Genomic DNA, 23392 nt, shown 5'->3' on the forward strand with positions numbered 1-23392 from the left:
ACCGGACACATGTCCACTTCGTCGAGTGACCCAGACCCCGCGCTCCGCACGGACGCGCAGCAGAACCGCCGCCGGATCGTCGAGATCGCGCGCCGGGCCTTCGCCCATGACGCCAGCGCCACGATGCAGTCGATCGCACGCGCAGCGGGAGTGGGACAGGGCACGCTCTACCGGCGCTTCCCGACCCGCGAAGCACTGCTGGTCGAGGTGTACCGCGAGGACTTCGAGCGGCTGACCGCGGCAGCGGGCGTCTTGCTCGCCGAGCACCCGCCGGTCGAGGCCCTGCGCCGCTGGTTCGACGAGCTCGCGGCGTTCGGGCACCTGAAACACGCCCTGTCGAGCGTGCTGGACGCGGTGACCCGTGCCGAGCTGCACGATGACCAGTACGACCGGATCCTCGCCGCGGTCGGACAGCTCCTCGACGCCGGCAAGGCCAGCGGCGAGCTCCGGGCCGACGTCGCGCCGGACGAGGTGTTCCCGCTCCTGGCCTTCCTGTGGCACGTCCCACCACAGTCCGACGAGCGCACCGGGCACCTGCTCGACCTGGTCCTCGACGGGCTGCGCGAGCCACGACGATCGACCTGAGCGGGGCTGGCGACGTCGGAACGATCGATCACCCCGGCAGTCGCTCAGGCTGACACGGGCTCGTCGTCCCACGGCACCGGCGTGGTGGTGCCGGACTCCCAGTCCGCCCGGAGCATCCCATAGCCGACCGAGGCGAGCGGGGGACCGCCCTCGACCGGCCAGCCCGCCCGGTAGTGCGCCTCCTTGACCCAACCGGCACGCAGGAACGTGCGGCGCATCGCGGTGTTGTCCTCGCGCGTCTGTCCCTCGAACCGGTCGGCTGCGTCGAAGGTGCGGAACACGTGGTCGGTGGTCGCCCGGAGCGCGCGCACTGCCAGGCCGCGACCACGGTGGGCGCCCGCGATCCGCAGGTCGAACAGCGGCACGGGGTCGGCGAGGTCCTCGAGACGGACCAGCCCGACCCGGCCGTGGTCGTCGGCGTCGAGCCAGAACGTGTCGTGCTCGTCGTCACGCCATGCGCCTTCGTCGATCGCGCGCTGGGCGTCGGCGACCCCGATGCTGCGACGGACGTGGAACGGGAAGTCCTCGGTCGTCAGGAAGGCGACCAGGGCGTCGCGGTCGGCACCAGCGGGGTCCATACGGGTCAGGCGTACCGTCATCCGGCCACGGTACCGCCGACGCTCGTCACACCCGCGCGTCGATCTCGTCCGCCGACGCCTCGCCGACTGCCGGACGCTGACCGGCACGCAGGGCGACGCGAGCCAGCACCGCTGTCGGCACCACTGTCAGTGCGACGATCACGGCGCCGACGAGCGCCGGCCCCGCGACACCGAGTGCGCCGAGCGTCCCCCCGGCGATCGCCGTCCCGACCGCCGTGCCGAGGTTGAACGACGACACCGTGAAGGCAGACCCCAGCGTCGCGGCAGGACCGGCGGCACGCACGGCCAGGTGGATCAGGACGCCGTTCGCGCTCAGGCCGAACAGCCCCAGGACCACCAGGAGTGCCGACGTCACCCAGGGCAGACCGGACACGGCGCCGATGCCGAGCAGCAGCAGCGTGCTCACGGCCGGCGTGACGACGGTGACCACGTGCGGGTGCCGGTCACCGAGCCGTCCACCGACCACCGTGCCGACGAACGAGCCGACGCCGAAGCCGGTCAGGACCAACGGCACGAGGGTCGACGGCACACCGGCCCGGTCGGTGAGCAGGGGCGCGATGTACGAGTACGCCGCCACCACACCGCCGGTCGTCGTCGCACAGGCAGCCAGGACGAGCCACAGCCGTCCGGACCGCAGGCCGGCGAGCTGGCCGCGCACCGACACCGCGTGCGTGACACGGCCGTGGGGAACGAAGCGGGCGACCAGCACCGCGGCGACGACGGCGGCCGCGGCGATGGCCCAGAAGGTCCCGCGCCATCCGAGCACCTGCGCGAGCACGGCGCCGAGCGGCACACCGAGGACGGTGCCGAGCGAGCCCCCCGCGCCGATGACCCCCTGGGCGCGCGACCCGAGCCCCGGACCGGCGGCGTCCGAGGCCACGACGGCGGCGACGGACCAGAACGCCCCAGCCGCCAGCGCGGTGAGGAACCGGGCCGCGAGCAGCGTGCCGAAGTGCGACCCGGTGGCGACGACGACGTGGCCGACGATGAACACCACCAGCGCGAGCACCAGGGTCAGGCGTCGGGGGAGTCGCAGTGTCAGCAGCGTCATCGACGGACTGCCGACGATCATCCCGACGGCGAACACGGTGATCAGCAGACCCGTGTGCGCCAGCGAGATGCTCAGGTCGCCGGCGATCGCGGGCAGGATCCCCGCGACCACGAACTCCGACGTGATCATGAGGAACGTGCCGAGTGCCAGGACGTAGACCAGGAACGGCAGCCGCGTCACGACCGCACCCCGCTGACGGACGCGGTCCGGCCCCAGTTCGCCAGCAGCTGCAGGGCCTCGGCGTTCCGCGACCCGGGTTCGGCGGTGTACACGAGCAGGTTCAGTCCCGCACCCGCGATCGGCACCAGGTTCTCGTAGGAGAGTTCCACGTCCCCGACCAGCGCGTGCCGGAACGTCTTGCGACCGGAGCCGTGCAGGCGGACGTCGTGCTTCGCCCACCTGGCTCGGAACTCGTCGCTCCGGGTGCTCAGCTCGCCGATCAGCTCCTGCAGCCCCTTGTCGTGCGGGTCCTGTCCGGACGCGGTCCGCAGCATCGCGACCGAGACGTCCGCAGCGCCGTCCCAGTCCGTGTAGAGCCGCCGCGAACGGTCCTGGTGAAGGAAGGCGAACCGTGCGAAGTTGGGCTGGTCGGGCTCGGCGTCGAACAGGTCCGCGTACAGCGCGTGGCACAGCGGGTTCGCCGCGACGACGTCGAGCCGTCCGTTCTGCACGAAGGCGACGGCGTCGGTGATCGCGTCGACGACGAACCGCATCGACGGTCGCAGCGCGTCCGCCTGGCTCGTGCCACGCCGCTGCCGCACCGGTGAGCTGTTCGCCGTGCGTGCCAGGTCGAACAGGTGCGAGCGCTCGGACTCGTCGAACCGCAGGGCCGTGGCGATCGCATCGAGGACCACGTCCGTGACCCCGCCCAGCGCCCCGCGCTCGATCCGCGCGTAGTACTCGACACTGACACCGGCCAGCATCGCGACCTCACTGCGACGCAGGCCCGGCACACGGCGGCCGGGTCCGCCCGGCAGGTCGACCTGCTCGGGTCGCACCCGCGCGCGCCGCGACGTCAGGAAGTCGCGGACCTCTGGGTTGTTCGTCATGGGATCGACCGTAGGCGCGAGGCGCGCGTCGAGGGGTGCCGCAGCGGGGAACCCCAGCCGGCCCGACCGTCACAGCCGCAGTCGCAGCAGGAGTGAGTCGCCGTGCACCGGATCGGGTTCCCGTTCCCCGGTGTCGACGAACCCGAGCTTGTCCAGCACGTGCAGCGACGCGGCGTTCCACGCGCGGACCGTGGCAGCCAGGTGCCCGTAGCCGTGGGAGGCCGCGTCGTCGACGATCACGCGCGCCGCCTCGGTCGCGAACCCCTGACCCCAGGACGCGCGGAGGAACTCGAACGCGAGCTCGGGTTCCTGTGGGACACCAACGCTGTTCGCGACGAGCCCGCAGTAGCCCACCGCCTCGGCCGAAGTCGCGAACTCGACGACGAACAGCCCGGGCGCGGGAGTCCGCTCGTCCGTCCGGATCCGCTGCTCCAGTTCGGCGACCGTCGGGTGCCCGTCGGGCGTGATGCGTCGACGCGCCGGGACCCGGTCGTCGCGCTCCTGCCAGAGCCGGCGCTGGAAGGCGGCGTCCGCGACCCGCCAAGGACGCAACCGCAGCCGCTCGGTCCGGAAGCCGTCGTCGTGGTCCATGGCAGCATCATGCCCCGTCGCGGTCACGGCACCAGCACGATGCGGCCGAAGACCCGCCCGTCGTCCATCTGCCGGTGCGCCTCGGCCGCCTGCGCCAACGGCAGGACCGTGTCGACGACCGTGCGGAGCTCGCCTCGAGCAGCGGCGTCGAACTGTGCAGCGCGGACGGCATCGCGTTCGCCCGGGTCCACCGAGGCCAGGCTGAACGTGGCGACCGAGCGCGACTGCTGGAACGACCGCATGAGACGCATCCCGAAGTCCGGCGGCGGGAAGCCGGCGACGGCACCGACCAGGACCAGCCGCCCGTTCGGCGCGAGGAGGTCGATGAACCGCGGGACGTCTGCGCCGCCGGCGACGTCGATGACCACGTCGAACTCCGTGGGCGCGTCCGGCGCGCCGACACCGGCACGGTCGAGGACGTGGGTCGCGCCGAGTTCCCGCAGGCGCTGTCCACGGTCGGCGGAGGACGTCGTCACGCTCACCGACGACGCCCCCTGCCGCGTGGCGATCTGCACCGCCGCGATCCCGATGCTGCCGGCAGCGCCACGGACGAGGACCGTCTCACCAGCGCGGACGTGCGCGTGGGCGAGGGCGAAGTGCGCCACGGTGGCGGCGCTGCCGAGCGAGACCGCGTCGACGGACGAGAGCCCCTCGGGGATCGGGACGACGTCGTCGATCCGCGCGAGCGCCTGTTCGGCGTAGCCGCCCGAGGTCCCCGTGAACCCCCAGACCCGTCGCCCGACGTGCACCGGGTCCACCTCGGCGCCGACCTCCGTGACGACCCCGGCGACCTCGCTGCCGAGCACCATGCCGACCGGGTGCCCTGCGCCGAGCGTGCCACGGCGGATCACGGCGTCGACGCCGCCGACACCGATCGCCTCGGTGCGGATCACGACCTGGTCGTGGCCCGGCGTCGGAGCGGGCAGGTCGACCAGCTCCATCCCGCTCGGGTCACCGAACGCTCGGATCGTCACTGCACGCATGGGGTCTCCTCGTCATCGCATCCGGACCGGGTACGGTCTGGACGGTAGTGGACGACCGTGTCCACTTCGACGAAGTGAGGACGATGGACGCCGATCCGACTCGGAAGCTGCGTGCTGACGCGCAGGACAACCGGGACCGCATGCTCGTCGCGGCGCGGGAGCTGTTCGCCGAGCGCGGGCTCGACGTCGGGATGCGCGAGATCGCCCGGCGAGCGGCGGTCGGACCGGCCACGCTCTACCGGCGGTTCCCGACGCGGCAGACGCTCATCGACGAGGCCTTCGCCGTCGAACTCCGGTCCTGCCGAGCGATCGTCGAGCGGGGCGCTGCGCACCCGGACGCCTGGCACGGTCTCCGTGGCGCGCTCGAAGAACTCACCCTGCTCAGCGCGAGCAACCGGGGCTTCGTCGACGCGTTCACCGCGACGGCCGACGTGAGCGCCGCCCTCACGGAGCACCGACGCCGACTCCTCGGCATGCTCGACGGACTCGCCCGTCGTGCGAAGGCCCAGGGCGCGCTGCGTGCTGACTTCGTCGCGAGCGACCTGGTGCTCGTCCTGCGAGCCGGGCGCGCGGTCGGCTCGGTCGACGCGACCGACAGCGCAGCCGCCGCGCGTCGCTTCGTCAGCCTGATCGTCGACGGGCTGCGACGCTGACCGGCAGGCAGCCGCTCGGACCACCGGACGGGAGGCCCGGTGCCAGCTGGCACCGGGCCTCCCGTCCGACATGCGGTCGCGGTCAGCGACCGGCGTTGGCAACCGACAGTGCGCGCGCGTAGTCGACCGTCGGCAGCGCGGTGAAGCCGAGCGACTCGTACAGCGCGCGGGCCGGCGCGTGGAACTCGTCGCCGCCGGTGCCGATGTGCACGACCTCGACGCCGCGGGCGGTCAGCCGGTCGATGACCGCCGTGCAGAGGGTCCGCGCGACGCCGGTACGGCGCGCGGTGGGGCGGACGGCGACCATGTCGAGCCGCCCCGACGTCCCCCCGGTGACGTTCCAACCGACGAAGCCGAGGACCCGGCCGTCCGCCTCGGCGAGGGTGACGAACCGGTCCTGCGACGGGTCGAGCAGCGCGGGGACCTCGTGTCGGTAGTCGTCCTCCCACCGACCGTGGTCGTGGCGGGTCACCTCGGGCCGGAGTTCCAGGAGCGAGCCCGTGAAGAGCGGCCGGAAGACCTCGATCGTCAGGTCGACGAGCGCGGGGACGTCGGCGGGCGTGCAGTCGCGGATGTGCATGGGTGATGGCCTTTCGAGAGCGTGCTGGAGGAGTCCTCCCGTCGATGACGAGAGGCCGTGTGGCCGTGTCGGCCGTTCCTTCAGTGGCGGGTGCGCCAGCTCGCGAAGCAGTCCATGGCGGCAGCGTAGCCGCGGAGGGCTCAGGCCGCCCGCGCCCGGAACCAGCGCACGAGCTCGCGGACCGCGGGCACCGACGAGACGGCGTCCCCCTGGTGCGCGTCCAGGTCGTCGAACGTCGCGCGGTAGCCGGGGACGCCCTCGAGCTCCTCGTTGCTCGGGAACCCCATCGTCCACTCCGGGAACTGCCGTTCCTCGATCAGGTCCTCGAGCAGCACGGTGACCTTCGTGTGGCGGCTGTCGTCACGGATGGTGTGCATCTTCCCGCGGACCGCGGCGTCGGGTCCCTCGAGCACCTGCAGGAAGTAGCCGTTCCGGAAGAGCAGCATCCCGGTGATCCCCGTCTGCTCGTTCGACGCGCGGCTCTGGGTGAGCAGCGCGGTGAGGTCGGCGGGCTCGAGGGTGCTCGTGGCGACGCTGGAGTAGATGAGGGACAGCATGCGACCGATCGAACACCGTGGTCGCTGGGGTATGCGGCGCCGCAGGACGAATCACGCAGCGGCCGGCTGCGGTCTGGTCTGGTCCGGTCCGGACCGGTCCGGTCTGAGGGACCGACGCACGCTCGTGGTCCACCGGTCTGCTGTCGGCCCGTAAGCTGCGCCCGTGGATGCAACACTGCCCTCGGGGACGACGCGCCGACGCGTCGAGCTCCGGCTCGTCCGACCACTCCTGACGTGGTTCGCCCGCCCCACCGTCACGATCGACGGCGTCGGGCACCCGGCGCAGTGGGGAGACGGCACGTGGGCGGTGCCGGACGGCGGTGGGACCGTGATCGGCGTCTACCTGTACAACCGCGTGTGGCGGTTCGGTGCCGCGTCGGTCGAGGTCCCGCCCGCGGCCACGGCCGACGCGTTCGAGTACCGCACCGGACCGCTCCCGGTCGGTCCGGGGCGCATCCGCACCCGCGCTCGCTGATCCACTGGACCGCCGCCGGCCTCCCGCTCTACTGTGACGACATGTCGACGGTCAGGGTGCACAACTTCGCGGTCTCGCTCGACGGGTTCGGCACCGGTGCCGACCAGTCGGCGGAGCGGCCCTTCGGGCACGCCGACGGTCGCCTGATGGGCTGGTTCATGCAGACCGCGACGTTCCGCGGGATGCAGGGAGCACCGGGAGGCTCGACCGACGTCGACGACGTCCACGCACGTGCGTGGGCGCCCGGCATCGGTGTCGAGATCATGGGCCGCAACAAGTTCGGCCCGCAGCGGGGCCCGTGGCCGGACGACGGCTGGACCGGCTGGTGGGGTGACGAGCCGCCCTTCCACACGCCCGTCGTCGTGCTGACGCACCACCCGCGCGAGCCGCTGGTCATGGCGGGCGGCACGACGTTCCACTTCCTCGACGCCGGTCCTGCGGACGCCCTCGCGACGGCGCGTGCGCTCGCACCCGACACCGACGTGCGCATCGGCGGCGGGGTCGAGACCGTCCGTGCGTTCCTGCAGGCCGACCTGGTCGACCACCTGCACGTGGTCGTCGTGCCGATCGTGCTCGGCCGGGGCGAGCGGCTCTGGGACGGGCTCGAGGGGCTCGAGGACCGCTTCGACGTCGTCGCCGAGGCCTCCCCGAGCGGTGTGGTCCACCTGACGTTCGACCGCCGCCCGCACCCGCAGGTCTGACCCGGAAGTCTGGCCCGGAAGTCTGACCCGGAAGCGCGGGTCAGGCCTGCGCCGCTGCCTCGGGCCCCTGCTCGGCGGCCGCCGGGTCCATCCACCCGAACTCCAGCACGTTGCCGTCCGGATCGGTGAGCTGCCGCTGGTACATGAAGCCGAGGTCCGTCGCCGGTCGGGCTTCGGAACCGCCGGCACCGACTCCCGATGCGACGGTCTGGTCGACCGCGTCGCGGGAGTCGAGCATCACCGCGGTCAGGACGGACACGGCCTGGGACGGGTCGCCGGCCGGGCGGTCGGTGAAGCTCTGGAAGAACTCCCGACGCAGGATCATGAACGCGCTGTGGTCCTCCTCCACGATCACGCACGCGGCGTTCTCGTCCGTGAAGAGCGGGTTGATCCGGAATCCGAGGGCCGCGTAGAACGCCTTCGCCCGGTCCAGGTCGGTGACGGGCAGGTTGACGAAGACCATGGGCATCGGGAGGCTCCTCGGGACGGTGTGACCACACCCTGGCACCGCGGACGCGCCCGTGCAAGGGACCGCTCACCGTAGAGTGCACCATGACCGAAACCGGAACCGCACCGGCGCTGCTCCGCCTCGGCGTCCTCGCCACCTCGCGCAAGGCCGACGAGCGCCGCCTCCCGATCCACCCCTCGCACGTCGGCCGGATCGACGCCGACATCCGCGCCGCCATGGTCCTCGAACGCGGCTACGGCGAGCGCTTCGGGGTGTCGGACGCGCAGCTCGAGCCGCTGGTCGGCGCGATGGCCGACCGCGACGAGGTCGTCGCCCTCGCCGACGTCGTGCTGCTGCCGAAGCCGCTCGCGGCCGACCTGCGCGACCTCCGCGACGGACAGGTCGTCTGGGGCTGGCCGCACTGCGTGCAGGACGTCGAGCTCACCCAGGTGGCGATCGACCGCCGGCTGACCCTGATCGCGTGGGAGGCGATGAACCACTGGCAGTCGGACGGCGGGTTCGGGCTGCACGTGTTCCACAAGAACAACGAGCTGGCGGGGTACTGCTCGGTGCTGCACGCGATGCAGCTGTGCGGGTCGACGGGGGACTACGGCCGTCGGCTGTCGGCGGTGGTGATCGGCTTCGGTGCGACCGCCCGCGGTGCCGTCACGGCGCTGAACGCGCACGGCGTCCACGACGTGCGGGTCCTGACGCACCGCGACACGGCTGCGGTCGGGTCGCCGATCCCGTCCGTCGACCTGCTGCAGCTCCAGCCGGACGACGCCGCCCCGGCCGACAGCATCGTGACGACCGCCGACGGCCCGGTCCCGCTCGCGCCGTTCCTCGCCGGGCACGACATCGTCGTGAACTGCACGCTGCAGGACCCCAACGCGCCGATCACCTACCTGCGGACCGAGGACCTCGGGGTGTTCCGTCCGGGCAGCCTGATCGTCGACGTGTCGGTCGACGAGGGCATGGGCTTCAGCTGGGCCCACGGGACCACCTTCGCCGAGCCGATGGTGACGGTGGGGGAGTCGACGAACTACTACGCGGTCGACCACAGCCCGTCGCTGCTCTGGAACTCGACGACGTGGGAGATCAGCGAGGCGCTCATGCCGTTCCTGCGTCCCGTGCTGTCGGGACGTTCCGCTTGGGACGAGTCGGAGACGATCCGGCGGGCGATCGAGATCGACGAGGGGCACGTCGTGAACGACGCGGTCCTGGCGTTCCAGCACCGGTCGCCGCACTTCCCGCACGAGCGACAGGACTGACCCGCAGCGACGGGGCGCTCAGCGACGGGTCGCGCCGATCGCCCAGACCCGCGGCGGCTCGACGCCGTTGACGGCGTCGTCACCGACGATGCGGGCCTTGAACACCCACGGGTTGTGGCTGCCCGCGGTGCGTGCGTTCCGCCAGTGCCGGTCGAGGTTCTTCGTGGTGCTGACTCCCGACGCGGCGAGTGCGTCGAACAGGTGCGACGTCGCCTGGGTCGCGAGCGACGTCAGTGCGACCTGCGCCTGGGCGGTCGCGAGTTCAGCGCGGTCGTTGCGTCGCTCGTCCTCCTCCTCGTCGAGGAAGGCGCCCTCGTACGCCCCCTGCAGCGCCTCCGCCGCGCGGGCGACGATCGCCTCGGCGGCGAAACCAGCGGCGGAGACCTCGCCGACGACCTGCAGGATCTGCGGGTCGGCCGCGAACGTGTCGGCGTTGCCGTGCGAGAACACCCGGGTGCGGTTCCGGACCTCGAGCGCGATCTCCCGCTCGGCCGCGAGCACGGAACCGGCGAGCACGCTGAGCAGCACCCCCTGGTAGAACGCCGTCTGGTACCGGAACCGCTCGTCGAACAGCACGACGTCGTCGGCACCGACCCGGGCCTCACGGAACGTGCTCGTGCCGGAGCCGGTGGTCTGCTGGCCGAACCCGTCCCAGTCGTCGGTGTGGGCCACGCCGGGCTGGTGTGCGTCGACGATCGCGATGACCCGGTCGCCGGTGTCGGTGCGCTCGGCGTAGGTGTCGATCCAGTCGGCGAAGATGCTGCCCGTCGAGTAGTACTTCTGCCCGGTGATGCGGAAGCCGCCCTCTGGGTCCGGCGTGACCTTCGTCACGACGTCGCCGATCTGCACGGAACCGACCTCGGTCCAGGAGTTACCGGCGATCTCGCCACGGCCGAAGCGCTCGAGCCACACGTCACGGGGGCCGGATCGGGCGACCAGACGGTCCTCGACCAGGGCGAAGTGGCCACGCAGGGCCTGCGGGATGTTGCTGTCGGCGGCGGCGAGCTCCGTGAGCAGGCGGAACAGCTGGGGGAGCGTCGCACCCGATCCGCCGAACTCGACGGGGACCCGCACTGCGCCGAACCCGGCATCGGCGAGCTCGCGGATCTCGGCGGTGGGCAGGCGGTGCTCACGTTCGCGCTCCGACGCCCCGGCGGCGATGCGGTCGAACACGGGGCGGAAGCGCGCCGACAGGGCCTCGTCGGACGGTGCATCGGTCGTGGTCGTGGAGGCGGGTGTCGTCGTGGTCATGGTGGGGTCCGTTCTCGTCGGGTCAGAGTGTGGCGGGTGCCGTGGCGGGGGATGTGATGACGGTGTCGCCGGTGGTGGTCGGGGCCGTGCGCGCTGCCGTGCGTCGTGCGAGCAGGACCGCACCGCCGAACACGGCGACCAGCACGACCAGTGCGGTGCTCGTCGCGATCGGCCCGGCCGGCCAGTGCCCGGTCAGGCCGAGCACGGCCGGCACCGTCGTGGTGACCTGGCTGGCCAACACGAGGGCCCAGCCGGTGTAGGTCGTGATCCCACTGCGGCCCAGCGCGAGCAGGACGAAGAAGAGGGTCCAGAGCAGAGCCCACCCGGCCCACAGGACGGCGAGGACCGGGTCATCGGCGAGGTGTACGACCGCGAACACCGCGGCGAGCGCGGCGACCAGACCGCAGAACCAGCCGAGCCCGACGGAGCCCAGCGAGAACAGCGCGTCCAACCCGACGTACAGGTAGGTGAGCCCGAACAGGAAGGTGCCGGCGATCGCGAAGAGCGCGGGCAGGGAGCCGTCGGCCGACACGGCGACGGCGATGCAGAGGACGAGTTGCAGGCCGCCGATCAGGACGTTGAACACGCCGCTGTCGCGACCGGGCACGTGCCCGAGCAGGGTGAGGCCGTTGACCAGGAGTGCGGCCCCGGAGCGGACCAAGCAGATGAGCGCCATGCGGGGACGCTAGCGAGCGGTCGGCGTGTGCCGGAAGGGCGGTGGCGTCACATGACGAAGGTGGTCGTCGTGTGACGTTGCGCGTCGTGGTCAGTGCCGCAGTGCCGCTGTGCCGCTGTGCCGCTGTGCCGCGGTCTCGCCGTGTGACGGGTCAGGCCGCGCCGCGCTGCACCCCGGCGGCGCGAGCGACCACGATGGTGACCGCGAGCAGGACGGCCGGCACCAGCATCGCGAGCCGCAGGCCCAGGTGCTCGCCGAGGAACCCGAGTGCGGGCGGACCGACCAGGAACGCGACGTAGCCGGCGGTCGCCACGACGGACACCCGTCGGTCGCCGTCGGTGGGGTGGTCGCCCGCCGCCGAGACCGCGAGCGGGAACCCGAGCGCGATGCCGAGCCCCCACACGACGGCCGCGGCCGCGGTGACGATCGGCGTCGGGGACACGACGACCGCCAGGACGCCGACCAGCCCGACGATCCCGCAGGCCCTGACCACAGCGCCGCGACCGAAGCGCGTGACGAGCGGTGTGCCGGCGGACCGGCCGATCAGCATCGCGAGGGCGAAGCCGGTGAAGACGAGGGAGCCGAGCACCTCCGGGGCGTCGTGGTCCGTCGTCATCAGCAGCGGGAGCCAGTCGCTCGCAGCTCCCTCTGCGAAGGCCATCGCCAGCGTGATGACGGCGATGAGCGCCAGCTGCAGCGTGATGACGGAGCGCCTGGAGCCCGCGGGGTCGGGAACGCTCGCCGGCGCCGGGTCGCCGGCGGGCCGGGGCATCGGGCGGATCGTGAGCGCGGCGGTGAGGGCGAGCGCGGCCATCACCCCGGCGGCGATCGGCAGGTGCACGACGACCGGGGTCCTGGCCGCCGTCATCGCGATGCCCACGATCCCGCCCGCGACCGACCCGAGGCTGAAGCAGGCGTGCAGGACCGGCACCACGGGCTTCACGATGACCCGCTCGACCGCAGCCGCCTCGACGTTGAGCCCGATCTCGGCGATCCCGGCGCCGAACCCGATCAGGAACAGTCCCGCCCAGACCCCGGCTGCGAGCTGGGCGGGCGCGAGCAGTCCGACCAGCAGCGTGCCGACCACGGGCAGCGCACCCCCGGCCAGGATCAGCGGCTTCGGGCCGATCCGACGGAGCAGCACGCCGGCGCCCAGGATGCCGAGCATCGAACCGATCGACAGGCCGAAGAGCACGAAGCCCATCGCCTCGATCGAGGCGCCGAGGTCAGCACGGACCGACGGCGTCCGGGTGATCCAGGACGCGATGCCGAACCCCGTCATCGTCGACGTCGCGAAGAGGGCGACCCGGTGCAGGCGGGTCGAGGGCGGCGCTGCCTGGGTGTCCACCCGCCCACTCTTCCATCCCGGTGGTCCTGGACGCCTCAGCGGGACGGCAGCGCCACGCCGGTCGCCCGTTCGAGCGCGTCGACCAACGCGGTGCGGAACCCCGCGTCCTCGACGGCGTCGTGCGGGCGCTGCTGCTCCCCGTGGAACCAGTACGCGCCACTGACCGTCGTGCCGGCGTCGGTGGCGAGGGTCTCCTGCGTGCGGTGCCCGAGCGCGAAGTCGTCGGTCGCGCCGGCGCCGCCCATCTTGGTGGCGACCCAGCCCGGGTCGACGGCGTTGCTCCGGACGGCGGGCCGCCGTTCGGCGACCTCGCGCGCCATCGCGGTGACGAAGAGCTTCGTGTCCGAGTAGCTGTTGGTCGTGCTCCGCCCGTCCCAGTCGACGCCGTCGAGCCGTGCCCGACCGCCGCGGTGCATCCCGCTGCTCAGGTACACGTGCCGCGTCGGCGCGGTGAGGAGTGCCGTCATCAGGTAGGGCGCGACGACGTTCACCGGCACGAGCGAGGCTCCGGAGACGACCCCGGCGTTGTGCACGACGGCGTCGACGGGCTCCCCGTCGTCGAGGTCGTGGGCGGCGCGCACCACGGCGTCTCGGTCGGACAGGTCGACCACGACGAGCTGCGCGCCACGTCCGACCAGGTCGGCCACGGCGTCCGCGCGCTGCGGGGAGCGCGCGTGCACGAGGACGTCGTGGCCGTCGTCGAGCAGGGTCTGGGCGGTCGCGCGACCGAGGCCGTCGGTGGAACCGGTGACGAGGATGCGAGCCATGGTCCCGATCCTGCTCCCCGTGCACAGGCACCGCCTGCCAGGCTCACAGTCGACATGGAACTCATCGCACCCGAACTCGTCGTCGTGCTCGCCACGGCGATCGCGGTCACGACCGCCGTCGCCGGGCGTCTCCGGATCGCACCGCCCGTGCTGCTGCTGGCCTTCGGCGCCGCGATCGCCTTCATCCCGGCGTTCCGCGAACTGGAGCTGCCCGCCGACGCCGTGCTGCTGCTGTTCCTGCCGGCGCTGCTGTACTGGGAGAGCCTGACGATCTCGCTGCGGGAGATCCGCGCGAACTTCCGCGGCATCCTGCTCATGGGCACGCTGCTCGTCGTGCTGACGGCCGGCGGTGTCGCGACGCTGCTGCACCTGCTCGGCATGCCGTGGGGACCGGCGTGGGTGCTCGGTGCCGCGGTCGCCCCCACGGACGCCACCGCCGTCGGGGCCCTGACCCGCTCGCTGCCGCGACGGAACACCACCGTGCTGCGCGCCGAGAGCCTGGTCAACGACGGCACGACCCTCGTGATCTACGGGATCGCGGTGGCGGTCACCGCGGGCGAGCAGACCCTGAGCGTGTGGAACGTCTCGGGCATGCTCCTGCTGTCCTACGTCGGTGGGATCGCGGCGGGGCTGCTGGTGGCGTGGCTCGGGATGCTCGTGCTCCGGCGCATCTCCGCGGTCGTGCTCGAGAACCTGCTGACACTGCTGGTGCCCTTCGTGGCCTTCCTCGCGGCCGAGGCGATCGGTGCGTCCGGGGTGCTCGCGGTCGTCGTCGCGGGGCTCGTGGTCAGCCAGGTCGCCCCGAAACTCGACCGCGCCGAGACCCGGCAGCAGACCCGGTCGTTCTGGTCGTTCGCGACGTTCCTGCTCAACGGGTCGCTGTTCGTGCTGGTCGGGATCGAGGCCACGATCGCCGTGCGGGACCTCGAGCCGCGCGAGCTGCTCGTCGGCCTCGACATGATCGGCCTGGTCTCGGTGGCCGTGGTCGTGCTCCGCTTCGCCTTCCTCAACCTGTCGTGGGGCGCGGTCCGTCTCGTCACGCTCCGCACCGGTGGGTCACCGCGCGAGGGCCACCGCGACCGCGTGGTGAGCGGCTTCACGGGCTTCCGCGGCGCCGTGTCGCTCGCCGCCGCGGTCGCCGTCCCGCGCATGGTCGAGGGCGGCGGCGCGTTCCCGGAGCGCGACCTCATCGTCTTCGTCGTCGCGGGCGTCGTGATCGTCACGATCGTCGGACAGTCGCTGGTGCTGCCGGTGGTGGTCCGGTGGGCGGACTTCGGGGGCAGCCACGAGGTCGCGGACGAGCGCCGCACCGCCGAACGTCGGGCGCTCGAGGAGGCACTCGCGGCGCTGCCGAGGCTCGCCGACCGCTCGGGTGCCGACGCCGACGTGGTCCGCCGCATCCGCGAGGACTACGAGGGGCACCTGGCGCTCGTCCGGGCCGAGCAGAGCGACGACGACGACCACCCGCTGCTCGCGAAGCGCGGTGATGCCGTGGAGCTCGAGCTCGAACTCGTCCGGCTCAAGGCGGCGACCCTGATCCGGATGCGCGACGAGGGCGACATCGACGACCTCGTGCTGCGCCAGGTCCGCGCGGAGTACGACGCCGAGGAGACCCGTCTGCTGCGCCAGGGCGAGCGCGACTGACCGCGTCCGGCGGACCCCGGCGCGCGGTGACGGATCACGCGGACCGCGGCGCCGCCCGCCGTGCTCGCGACCGGCGCACCCACGCCCGCCAGGGGAGCGACGACGCCAGGGCCGACCCGATGACCACGGTGCCGAACCACCCGACGAGCACGCCGGGGACCGGCACGAGCAGGCTCGTCCACAGCAGCACCGCGAGGACGCCGAGCACGTACGCCGCGCCGGCCTTCAGGTAGCGCAACCGCTGCAGCCCTGCCGCCTGGTCCAGGCGCGACGTCAACCGCGCCAGGAACAGTGCCCCGACACCGATCGCGGCCGCGCCCACCGCAGCCTGCCCGAGCGCTCCGAGGCCGTCCACCCCGGACGTGCCCGACCCTGACAGCGAGTACACGCCGTCCAGGATCTCGAACAGCATGAACACGACGAGGCCCCGCTCGAAGACCACCGTCGAGGCGTGCGCATGGACCCGCCACGAGCGGAGCGCTGAGCCCGACCCGAGCGCCCAGGCGGCGACCCGCTTCGAGACCAGGTACGCGGTGACGCCGGCGACGCCGCCCACGGCGACCGGCACCACCGCAGCCGGGGCCCACGCCGTGTCGACCCCGACCAGCACGCTGGTCAGGGCGACCCCGGCGGTCGCCGTCACCAGCGACCAGACGCGCGGCCGCGCGACGGCGGCGAGTCGGGCCTCCAGGCGGCCGAGCCACGACCTGCGCGACGCGCGGTCGGTGTTGAACAGGTACTCCGCGAACACCAGCCAGATGAACGACGCGCCGAACGCCGCCAGCGCGGGGCGGACCTCCTGCAGGTGGGCGCTGAAGGCGCCCGGGGCGACGACGGCCTCGGTCACCGCCTGCGCCGGGTCGGTGGCGTCCCCGACGGCGACGGCCGCCGGCGGCAGCAGGAGCCGCATCGCCAGGACGCCCGCCACGATGCCGAGCGACAGGAACAGCCGTCTGGCCGGGGAGTGCAGCCGACCGGCGATGCCGGCCATCGGCACCGAGGAGTCGGCGGCCATCGCGATCTCGAGCAGGGCGAGCGCCACGAAGGCGAACGCGGCCGCCGGGCCGAGGACGCCCCACGCGAGGGCGGCGAGCGCGACGGTGACGAGCAGGGGGACGGTCAGCAGCGATCTGGCCATGACCCCATGGAGCGCTCCCGGGCTGGGCTCGGCGTGGACTCGGGCTGGGCATCAGCCTGGAGGTCCGGGCGGGTCCGCCGGATCGGGTAACGGCGGGTCCGCAGTTGCGCGGACCCGCGGGGGTGCGTTCCCGCACCCGCCTCGCCGGTCAGCTGCGGGAGCGGAGGGTGCCCCGGACGACCGAGTCGCCCGAGTGGGCGGGGTCGCCGTCGGCGGCCTCGGCGGAGACGTCGACGACCGGGTAGCGCGCCGGGTCGACGCCGGAGGGGACCACGAACCGGCCGGTGTCGCCGTCCAGGAACCCGACGCTGACCAGGCCGCGCAGGTCCGAGCGCATCATCCAGACCTCGCGGAGCGGTGCCTGGCCCTCGGTCGCCCGGTGGTCCAGGTCGACGACGAGCACCAGACTGCCCGAGCCGTCCCGCTCGAGTTCGGCGCTGCCCGCGGCACCGGTCCAGCCGGGCAGCGGGTCGAGGGCCGTGCGGGACACGACCGCTCCCGCGGGGTCGCCGCCGCGGGACAGGGCGGTCCCGAGGCCGATCCCGGCGACGAGCGCGACGATCCCGACCCCCGCGGTCAGCAGCGCGACGGTGCGGCGGCGGACCCGGCCCCGACGACGCGGTGCGACGTCGGTCACGGGGGCCGGCGCAGGACCGGCGGCTGACGGTGTGGTCGCGGGTGCGGAGGCCGTGTCGAAGCCGAGCTCGGTGGCGATGCGGTCCCACACGGCGGGTGCCGGTCGTTCGAGCGCGACGCCCTCGGTGCTCCGGGCCACGGACACGACGCGTCGGAGGTCGACGAGTTCGTCCCGACAGGTCGGGCACGCCGCGAGGTGCTCGGCCTGCGCGCCGGAGGGCCCGACCTCGCCGATGGCGAGCAGCGCCAGGGTCTCCTCGTCGATGTGGTTCATTCGATCACCTCCAAGCGTGTTCGGAGCCGAGCCAGACTTCGACGGATGTGGCTCTTCACGGTGCCGAGCGGCAGGTCGAGTCGTTCGGCGATCTCACGGTGGCTGAGTTCCTCGTAGAACGCCAGTCGCATGACCGTCCGGGGGACCTCGTCGAGCCGGTCGAGCTCGCCCGCGACCATCACCCGTTCGGCGAGTCCGTCGGTGACGTCCTCGGCCATCGGTGCCGCTGCCTCTTCTCCGGCGACGGCGATGGTGAGTCGCGTGCGTCGAGTGCGTTCGGTGTGGGCGTCGGTGATGCAGTTGCGGGCGATGCCGACCAGCCAGGCACCGAGTGGGGCCTTGGCGGGGTCGTAGGTGGAGCGACTGCGCCAGGCCCGGACGAACACCTGCTGGGTGACGTCCTCGGCCGCGGCGACGTCGGAGAGCGAGCGGAGCGCGAGCGTGTGGACCAGGGGCGACCAGCGCTCGTAGACGGAGCGCAGGACACGCTCGTCACCGCTGCCGAACGCATCGGCGAGCGCGGAGTCGTCGGGTGGTGTGATCGTCACGTCGTCGTGGGGCCTTCCGGTGACCGCGATGGGCACCTGTCCCGATGCTAGGGCGTCGGGCCGGGTCACGGTCGGGAGTCGCGGATCGGTCACTGCGGTGTCGCGGTGACCACGAGGTTGCTGTCGTAGTGGTGGGTGGTGGTGTCGAACGCGCCGCCGCAGGTGACGAGCACGAGTCGCCGGGGTCCGTCCTGGTCGAAGATGCTCGACCAGGGCACCCCGGTCTTCCGGACCAGGTCGACACTGTCGACCCGGTACCCGGTCGCGGAGCCGTCCGCGCCGGTGACCGTGATCGTCGTGCCGGTCGGGACGTCGACCAGGTGCGCGAACGGACCGATGCCGTACCCGACCGCGTCGACGTGCGCCGCGACGACGGTCGTCCCGGTGGTCGAGGTCGGTCCGGGGCCGAACTTCCACCACCCGGCGTTCGCGGGGTCCGCTGGCAGGGACATCGCCCCGGTGTCGTCGACGCCCTCGGGAAGCACGGGCTGGTCGATGGGCAGGCCGGCGACGGCGATCCGGACGGGGGCGACCGTCGGTGCGACGTCCCGGGGCAGTGCGGCGCTCTGCTGCGGCACCGAGGTGGAGAACGCCGACGGGACGGGGGTCGGCGTCCCGGTCACCACAGTGGGGAGCGGGGACTCGCCGGGGACCCGATCCGCCGACGAGCACCCGGTCAGGCAGGTCAGGGCGACGGCAGCGGCAAGGGGGACTGCCACCGCCGCCCCGACCCGGAGCCGCACGGTCAGCGCCGTGCTGCCCGGTCGCCCGCGCCACGACGACGCAGGACGACGACCACGAGACCGGCGAGCAGCACTGCTGCGCCGCCGCCGAGCGCGAGCGGGGTGGTGCTGTCGGGACGGTTCGTCGCGACGAGTCCGGCGTTGCCGGCCGGGACGCCGTTCGGGTTGCCCAGGCCGGTGATGGTCTGGGTGGCGAGCGCCAGGTTCTTGTCGTTCAGGCTGCCCCACGCGTACACGATGGTGTCGGTGCCGGACTGCACGGGGACGTCAGCCGGGCCGATGACCGGCGCGGTGGTGCCGGTCGCCGCGACCGAGGCCGAGACGGTGCCGGCGGGGAGCACGAGCGCCTTCTCGTCCGGGTTGGACAGGTTGGACACCACGGCCTTCCCGCCCGCGAGCACGTCGACCGCGGGTGCTGCTGCGACGTGACGGACGATGAGACGACCCTGACCGGCGGGGACCGCCGAAGTGTCGTTCGTGAAGACCGTGGCGGTCGGGGAGCCGTCGGCCTTCAGGTGCGCGACGGCGGTGTAGCTGCCGCCGGCGGTGAACGAGACGTCCGCCGGGCCGATGATCGGCTTGGAGTCGTCGGTGGCGTCACTCGCCGTGATGGCCAGCGTGTGTGCCCCGGCGGGGACCGTCATCGGACCGGCGAGGGTGCCGGGCGTGAAGTCGTCGATGGCGCGCTTGCCGTCGAGGTAGACGTCCACGGTGGTGTTCGGGACCGCGTGCAGGACGGAGAGCGTGGCGTCGGACGTGGCCGCTGACGCCGTGGCCGTGGGGACCGCGAGCGCGAGGGCTGCGAGCAGGGCACCGGCGCCGATGCCGGTGACGAGGTTCTTCCGCATGGTGTTCCTCCTGGTGGGTTCGGGAGCGTCGTCGTCGACGTCCTCACTCCCACTACCGGCCCACCACCCCGGTCGGATGCACCCGGACGCACCGATGTGTCCGGATCGGGCTTACGGGCGGTCCGGTCCGGTCGATAGAGCGCACTGACCACCCACGGACGGGCGGCCAGCAGGACCTGCCCCACGGACGGTGGCGGGTGGACACACCAGGGACGGACCAGATGATCGTCGTCACACGACTCAACGGCAGCGGATTCGCTGTCAACCCCGACCTCGTGGAGCGCATCCAGGAGACGCCGGACACGACGCTCATCATGGTCGACGGTGCGAAGTACATCGTCCGCGAGTCCATGGCCGAGGTCATCGACCGGATCGCCGCGTACCGCGCCCGGATCGTCACGATGGCGTACGGCTCCGAGGCGACGAACGCCACCGGCCCGCAGCCGACGCTCGCCGCGGTCGCCCCGCTGCACGCCGCTCCGGCCCCGCGCTCGCTCGACGGGGGGCGCTGACGTGGACATCGCGACCATCATCGGCATCCTGCTCGCCTTCGGTGCCCTGTTCGGCATGATCGAGATGGAGCACGTCGAGCTCGGCGGCCTGTTCCTGCCGGCGCCGATCCTGCTCGTCTTCGGCGCCACCATCGGTGCCGGCGTCGCGAGCACCACGCTCAAGGACGCCATCGCGAGCTTCAAGGCCGCACCGAAGGCGTTCACCGGCAAGGTCACCCCGCCCGCTGCGGTCATCGACGACGTCGTCGGCCTCGCCGAGGTCGCGCGGTCCAACGGTCTGCTCGCCCTCGAGCAGGAGGCGGACAAGCACGACGACCCGTTCATGAAGAAGGCGCTGCAGAACATCGCGGACGGCACCGACGGCGACGAACTACGGATCCTGCTCGAGGACGAGATCGAGTCGAACGCCGCACCCATGCGGAGCGCGAGCTCGTTCTTCATGGGCCTCGGCGGCTTCGCCCCGACCGTCGGGATCATCGGCACCGTGGTGTCGTTGACCCACGTGCTGGCGAACCTCGGCAAGCCGGACGAGCTCGGCCCGCTGATCGCGAGCGCCTTCGTCGCGACGCTCTGGGGCCTGCTCACGGCGAACTTCATGTGGCTGCCGATCGGTGGGAAGCTCCGCAAGCTCGCGCAGCTCGAGTCGGACCGGCAGACCCTGCTGATGGAGGGACTGCTCGCGGTGCAGGCCGGCAGCCAGCCGCGCCTGCTCGGGGAACGCCTGAAGGCCATGGTGCCGCCGGCAGCGCGGAACGACGCGGCGGCCGGCAAGGGCAAGGCGGGCAAGGGCAAGGGCGGCAAGGGCGGCGACAGCGCCGACGCCGACGACCAGCAGCTGGCGGCCTGACGATGAGCGCGAACCCCCGCGGGCACGGGCGCGGACGGGGCGGCCGCAAGAAGGGCGGCCACGACGACGCCGAGCACCCCGACGAGCGGTGGATGGCGTCGTACATGGACATGATCACGGTCCTGATGTGCATGTTCCTCGTGCTCTTCGCCATGTCGACGGTGGACCAGCAGAAGTACATCGCGCTGAAGAACTCGTTGGCGACGGGCTTCGGCGAGGTCAAGACGGCCAAGATCGACACGGCCAGCGGCACCGTGGTGAAGGCCGACCAGGTGAAGGACGGCAAGGGCTACTCGACGGACGACGCGAAGGCCGACCACTCGACCGCCGCGTCGGGTGCGAAGGACACCAACACCGACCCGGCGTCGACGGCGGTGCCGGCCACGGCGAGCAAGCAGGACGTCGCGGCGGCGACCAAGGAGCTCGACGACCTGAAGGCCATCCAGGAGGCCATCACGGGCAACCTCGACAAGGCGGGCCAGACGTCGAACGTGCAGTTCACGGTCGACGCTCGCGGGCTCACCGTGCGGCTCGTCGGCAGCGAGACGTACTTCGGCACGAACAGCGCCGACCTGTCCGGCCAGGCGAAGACGATCATGGACGCGATCGCACCGGTCCTGCGGGGTGCCGGCCACGACGTCAGCGTCGAGGGCCATGCCGACCAGCGGAACTCGACCGCCCCGTACGCCACCAACTGGGAGCTGAGCGCCGCACGGGCCACCGGGGTCCTCCGTGACCTGGTCGAACGCGGCGGGATGCCCGGCGAGCACATCCAGAGCGTCGGGTTCGGGTCGAGCCGCCCCCTGGCGACGGGGACGACCGACGCCGACAACGCGTTGAACCGCCGGGTCGACATCGTGGTGCTGTCGAACCAGGACCAGGACGTCAGCGCCCTGATGCCGGCACTCGCCGAGGCGCAGGACGCGGCGAAGGGGAGCGCGACCGGGTAGCCGGACGACGGCCCCACTCCGGGGTACAGCACTGACGGGTGGCACCCAGGGGACCGATAGGCCCCTTCGTGACCGACATCCTGCCCGCGCCCGAGGTGTACGACTTCGCGCGCCCGTCGACGCTCGCCCGCGAGCACGCGCGGGTGCTCGAGCTCGCCTTCGAGACGTTCGCCCGGCAGTGGGGCACGCAGCTGACCGCGAAGGTCCGTGTCGTGAGCCAGGTCACGAGCGAGCAGGTGCAGATCATGACGTACGACGAGTACGCCGCATCGCTGCCCGCACTCACCGGCATGGCGCTGCTGCCGATCGCGGACACGACCCCGAAGGGCGTGCTGCAGGTCCCGCTCGACGCCGCCTTGACCTGGGTCTCGCACGCGCTCGGCGCCGCGAGGCCGCTGCCGACCCCCGACCGCACCTTCACCCCGATCGAGCAGGCGCTCGTCCGCAAGATCGTCGAGGACGCCCTCGACGACCTGCGCTACTCGTTCGGCGGCCTGCTCGTGCACGACGTCGGCGTCGGCGGCTTCCAGTACAACTCGCAGTTCGCCCAGGCCGCCCAGAAGGGCGACCTGATGATCGTCGCGTCGTTCAGCATCCGGGTGGGGGAGCGCATCGCGCCGGGCACGCTCGCGCTGCCCGCCGAGGCCGTCCTGCCGCAGCTCGGTGAGACCGCGACCACCGTCAGCCCCGCTGACGCCCGCGCGCTGCTCGACGCGCAGCTCGCGAGCGTGCCGGTCGGCGTCTCCCTGCGGCTGGCCCCCGCGGCGGTGCTGCCGTCCCAGGTCCTCAGCCTCGCCGTCGGCGACGTGCTCCCGCTGCCGCACCCGCAGCACCGCCCCCTCACCATCGCGGTCGACGGCGAGCCCGTCGGCACCGCCGCCGTCGGCGCGAACGGTTCACGCCTGGCCGGCATCGTCGTCACCACCACATCGGAGCAGCCCGCATGACCGCCACCACCACCACCCTGCACACCGGAGCCGCCGAGGCGCTCGCGCTGCAGCTCCCGACACCGGCTCCGCTCCGCGCACTGGCACTGCCGGGAGGCGCCACCTCGGCCGTCCTCGAGGCCGCGGTCGACGGCGTGGTCGCCTCCTTCGTCGGTGGCCTGTCCGCGGACCTCGCCCTGGTCCTCACCGACCTGGGCACGATCACCGCCGCCGGTGGCACCGACCACGGGCTGGTCGACGTCACCGACGTGCTCCGTCCGTCGCTCGAGGCCGGCGCGTCGGTCCTGGGCGTCGGTGTCCTCGGTGCCGCCCGGCGCGAATCGGCGGCCTCGCTGTTCGCCGACCCGGAGACGGTCGTGTTCGAGCTCACCGCCGGTGGTCTGCCCGCCGGCTGGTTCGGCATCCGCATCCGCGAGAACGGCACGATCGGGACGACCGCGGCGCAGCCGGTGTCGAGCATCCCGACGGGCAACCTCGGCCGGATCAACAACGTCGAGATGACCCTGACCGTCGAGATCGGCCGGACCCGGATGTCCGTCCGCGACGTCCTCGGCATGGAGCCGGGCGCCGTCGTCGAGCTCGACCGCTCCGCCGGGGCGCCCGCCGACGTCCTGCTGAACGGACGGCTCATCGCGCACGGCGAGGTCGTCGTCGTCGACCAGGACTATGCCGTCCGCATCACCAAGATCCTCGACGTCGCCGAAAGCCTCTGAGCCCGCC

Annotated in this window: 28 protein-coding genes; 11 read left to right on the top strand and 17 right to left on the bottom strand. The window is 72.6% G+C overall.

The annotated features are described in order from the left end of the window. Positions 1 to 9: 9 nt before the first annotated feature. Entirely contained in the window at positions 10 to 585 is a 576-nt protein-coding gene (locus DEJ13_RS08565) for a TetR/AcrR family transcriptional regulator (protein WP_111108054.1), read from the top strand. Positions 586 to 629: 44 nt separating this feature from the next. Here the strand turns inward: DEJ13_RS08565 and DEJ13_RS08570 are convergent, their stop codons facing one another. The 5 genes from DEJ13_RS08570 to DEJ13_RS08590 all read right to left on the bottom strand — a co-directional run bounded on the left by DEJ13_RS08570 (position 630) and on the right by DEJ13_RS08590 (position 4858). Beyond that, the gene (locus DEJ13_RS08570; RefSeq protein ID WP_111108053.1) at positions 630 to 1184 is read right to left on the bottom strand and encodes a GNAT family N-acetyltransferase; all 555 of its coding nucleotides are present in this window, start codon (positions 1182 to 1184) and stop codon (positions 630 to 632) included. A 25-nt stretch (positions 1185 to 1209) separates the two neighbouring features. Next, complete coding sequence (locus DEJ13_RS08575) at positions 1210 to 2415, bottom strand: MFS transporter (protein WP_258374197.1); 1206 nt, start codon at positions 2413 to 2415, stop codon at positions 1210 to 1212. Then, entirely contained in the window at positions 2412 to 3284 is an 873-nt protein-coding gene (locus tag DEJ13_RS08580; RefSeq protein WP_111108052.1) for a helix-turn-helix transcriptional regulator, read from the bottom strand. Before DEJ13_RS08580 ends, DEJ13_RS08575 begins: the two co-directional genes overlap by 4 nt. A gap of 69 nt (positions 3285 to 3353) precedes the next feature. Next, a complete protein-coding gene (locus tag DEJ13_RS08585) occupies positions 3354 to 3875 on the bottom strand; it encodes a GNAT family N-acetyltransferase (protein WP_111108051.1) in 522 nt (173 codons plus the stop codon). Between the two features lie 23 nt (positions 3876 to 3898). Then, positions 3899 to 4858: a zinc-binding dehydrogenase gene (locus DEJ13_RS08590; RefSeq protein ID WP_111108050.1), complete on the bottom strand. Its 960-nt coding sequence runs from the start codon at positions 4856 to 4858 to the stop codon at positions 3899 to 3901. A 47-nt stretch (positions 4859 to 4905) separates the two neighbouring features. On the opposite strand from DEJ13_RS08590, the gene DEJ13_RS08595 reads away from it, so the two are divergent. After that, complete coding sequence (locus DEJ13_RS08595) at positions 4906 to 5511, top strand: TetR/AcrR family transcriptional regulator (protein ID WP_258374196.1); 606 nt, start codon at positions 4906 to 4908, stop codon at positions 5509 to 5511. A gap of 82 nt (positions 5512 to 5593) precedes the next feature. Here the strand turns inward: DEJ13_RS08595 and DEJ13_RS08600 are convergent, their stop codons facing one another. Beyond that, a complete protein-coding gene (locus tag DEJ13_RS08600) occupies positions 5594 to 6091 on the bottom strand; it encodes a GNAT family N-acetyltransferase (protein ID WP_111108049.1) in 498 nt (165 codons plus the stop codon). A gap of 140 nt (positions 6092 to 6231) precedes the next feature. Continuing rightward, positions 6232 to 6648 (bottom strand): BLUF domain-containing protein, encoded by a 417-nt coding sequence (locus DEJ13_RS08605; protein ID WP_111108048.1) that lies wholly within the window; start codon positions 6646 to 6648, stop codon positions 6232 to 6234. Between the two features lie 163 nt (positions 6649 to 6811). Here DEJ13_RS08605 and DEJ13_RS08610 point away from each other — a divergent pair, with 163 nt between their 5' ends. Both DEJ13_RS08610 and DEJ13_RS08615 read left to right on the top strand, forming a co-directional pair. Beyond that, positions 6812 to 7123 (top strand): hypothetical protein, encoded by a 312-nt coding sequence (locus DEJ13_RS08610; RefSeq protein ID WP_235515533.1) that lies wholly within the window; start codon positions 6812 to 6814, stop codon positions 7121 to 7123. 41 nt (positions 7124 to 7164) lie between these two features. Continuing rightward, the gene (locus DEJ13_RS08615; RefSeq protein ID WP_111108047.1) at positions 7165 to 7824 is read left to right on the top strand and encodes a dihydrofolate reductase family protein; all 660 of its coding nucleotides are present in this window, start codon (positions 7165 to 7167) and stop codon (positions 7822 to 7824) included. 40 nt (positions 7825 to 7864) lie between these two features. Here the strand turns inward: DEJ13_RS08615 and DEJ13_RS08620 are convergent, their stop codons facing one another. Next, the gene (locus tag DEJ13_RS08620) at positions 7865 to 8293 is read right to left on the bottom strand and encodes a VOC family protein (RefSeq protein ID WP_111108046.1); all 429 of its coding nucleotides are present in this window, start codon (positions 8291 to 8293) and stop codon (positions 7865 to 7867) included. Positions 8294 to 8376: 83 nt separating this feature from the next. Here DEJ13_RS08620 and DEJ13_RS08625 point away from each other — a divergent pair, with 83 nt between their 5' ends. Then, positions 8377 to 9543, top strand: a complete 1167-nt coding sequence (locus DEJ13_RS08625; protein ID WP_111108045.1) for a N(5)-(carboxyethyl)ornithine synthase — start codon at positions 8377 to 8379, stop codon at positions 9541 to 9543. A gap of 18 nt (positions 9544 to 9561) precedes the next feature. Here the strand turns inward: DEJ13_RS08625 and DEJ13_RS08630 are convergent, their stop codons facing one another. The 4 genes from DEJ13_RS08630 to DEJ13_RS08645 all read right to left on the bottom strand — a co-directional run bounded on the left by DEJ13_RS08630 (position 9562) and on the right by DEJ13_RS08645 (position 13585). Then, positions 9562 to 10794 (bottom strand): acyl-CoA dehydrogenase family protein, encoded by a 1233-nt coding sequence (locus tag DEJ13_RS08630; RefSeq protein WP_111108044.1) that lies wholly within the window; start codon positions 10792 to 10794, stop codon positions 9562 to 9564. 22 nt (positions 10795 to 10816) lie between these two features. Beyond that, positions 10817 to 11470, bottom strand: a complete 654-nt coding sequence (locus DEJ13_RS08635; RefSeq protein ID WP_111108043.1) for an AmiS/UreI family transporter — start codon at positions 11468 to 11470, stop codon at positions 10817 to 10819. A 151-nt stretch (positions 11471 to 11621) separates the two neighbouring features. Beyond that, positions 11622 to 12968: an MFS transporter gene (locus tag DEJ13_RS08640; RefSeq protein WP_284158186.1), complete on the bottom strand. Its 1347-nt coding sequence runs from the start codon at positions 12966 to 12968 to the stop codon at positions 11622 to 11624. Next, positions 12854 to 13585 carry an SDR family NAD(P)-dependent oxidoreductase gene (locus DEJ13_RS08645; RefSeq protein ID WP_111108042.1) on the bottom strand — a complete coding sequence of 244 codons (732 nt, stop codon included), beginning with the start codon at positions 13583 to 13585 and terminating at the stop codon, positions 12854 to 12856. Before DEJ13_RS08645 ends, DEJ13_RS08640 begins: the two co-directional genes overlap by 115 nt. 54 nt (positions 13586 to 13639) lie before the next feature. Between DEJ13_RS08645 and DEJ13_RS08650 the strand changes: the two genes are divergently transcribed. Next, on the top strand, positions 13640 to 15229 hold the full coding sequence (locus tag DEJ13_RS08650) for a Na+/H+ antiporter (protein WP_111108041.1): 1590 nt from the start codon (positions 13640 to 13642) through the stop codon (positions 15227 to 15229). Positions 15230 to 15263: 34 nt separating this feature from the next. Here DEJ13_RS08650 and DEJ13_RS08655 read toward each other — a convergent pair whose 3' ends face one another. The 5 genes from DEJ13_RS08655 to DEJ13_RS08675 all read right to left on the bottom strand — a co-directional run bounded on the left by DEJ13_RS08655 (position 15264) and on the right by DEJ13_RS08675 (position 19416). Continuing rightward, positions 15264 to 16367 (bottom strand): DUF475 domain-containing protein, encoded by a 1104-nt coding sequence (locus tag DEJ13_RS08655; RefSeq protein WP_111108040.1) that lies wholly within the window; start codon positions 16365 to 16367, stop codon positions 15264 to 15266. Between the two features lie 148 nt (positions 16368 to 16515). Beyond that, positions 16516 to 17277 carry an anti-sigma factor gene (locus tag DEJ13_RS08660; protein ID WP_111108039.1) on the bottom strand — a complete coding sequence of 254 codons (762 nt, stop codon included), beginning with the start codon at positions 17275 to 17277 and terminating at the stop codon, positions 16516 to 16518. Further along, positions 17274 to 17825 carry an RNA polymerase sigma factor gene (locus DEJ13_RS08665; RefSeq protein ID WP_111108038.1) on the bottom strand — a complete coding sequence of 184 codons (552 nt, stop codon included), beginning with the start codon at positions 17823 to 17825 and terminating at the stop codon, positions 17274 to 17276. The genes DEJ13_RS08660 and DEJ13_RS08665 overlap by 4 nt, the downstream gene beginning before the upstream one ends. 89 nt (positions 17826 to 17914) lie before the next feature. Then, entirely contained in the window at positions 17915 to 18544 is a 630-nt protein-coding gene (locus DEJ13_RS08670; RefSeq protein WP_181437141.1) for a class F sortase, read from the bottom strand. Positions 18545 to 18570: 26 nt separating this feature from the next. Then, positions 18571 to 19416, bottom strand: a complete 846-nt coding sequence (locus tag DEJ13_RS08675) for a DUF4397 domain-containing protein (RefSeq protein WP_111108036.1) — start codon at positions 19414 to 19416, stop codon at positions 18571 to 18573. A gap of 197 nt (positions 19417 to 19613) precedes the next feature. Here DEJ13_RS08675 and DEJ13_RS08680 point away from each other — a divergent pair, with 197 nt between their 5' ends. The 5 genes from DEJ13_RS08680 (at position 19614) to fliN (ending at position 23385) form a co-directional block, all read left to right on the top strand. Next, positions 19614 to 19928: a flagellar FlbD family protein gene (locus tag DEJ13_RS08680; protein ID WP_414835829.1), complete on the top strand. Its 315-nt coding sequence runs from the start codon at positions 19614 to 19616 to the stop codon at positions 19926 to 19928. A gap of 1 nt (position 19929) precedes the next feature. Beyond that, positions 19930 to 20775 (top strand): motility protein A, encoded by an 846-nt coding sequence (locus tag DEJ13_RS08685; protein WP_111108035.1) that lies wholly within the window; start codon positions 19930 to 19932, stop codon positions 20773 to 20775. 2 nt (positions 20776 to 20777) lie between these two features. Beyond that, the gene (locus DEJ13_RS08690) at positions 20778 to 21725 is read left to right on the top strand and encodes an OmpA/MotB family protein (protein ID WP_056124784.1); all 948 of its coding nucleotides are present in this window, start codon (positions 20778 to 20780) and stop codon (positions 21723 to 21725) included. A 68-nt stretch (positions 21726 to 21793) separates the two neighbouring features. After that, positions 21794 to 22672 (top strand): flagellar motor switch protein FliM, encoded by an 879-nt coding sequence (locus tag DEJ13_RS08695; protein ID WP_111108034.1) that lies wholly within the window; start codon positions 21794 to 21796, stop codon positions 22670 to 22672. Continuing rightward, the gene (fliN, locus tag DEJ13_RS08700; RefSeq protein WP_111108033.1) at positions 22669 to 23385 is read left to right on the top strand and encodes a flagellar motor switch protein FliN; all 717 of its coding nucleotides are present in this window, start codon (positions 22669 to 22671) and stop codon (positions 23383 to 23385) included. The genes DEJ13_RS08695 and fliN overlap by 4 nt, the downstream gene beginning before the upstream one ends. Positions 23386 to 23392: the final 7 nt, after the last annotated feature.

It is taken from the genome of Curtobacterium sp. MCLR17_007 (assembly GCF_003234655.2).
Lineage (GTDB): Bacteria > Actinomycetota > Actinomycetes > Actinomycetales > Microbacteriaceae > Curtobacterium.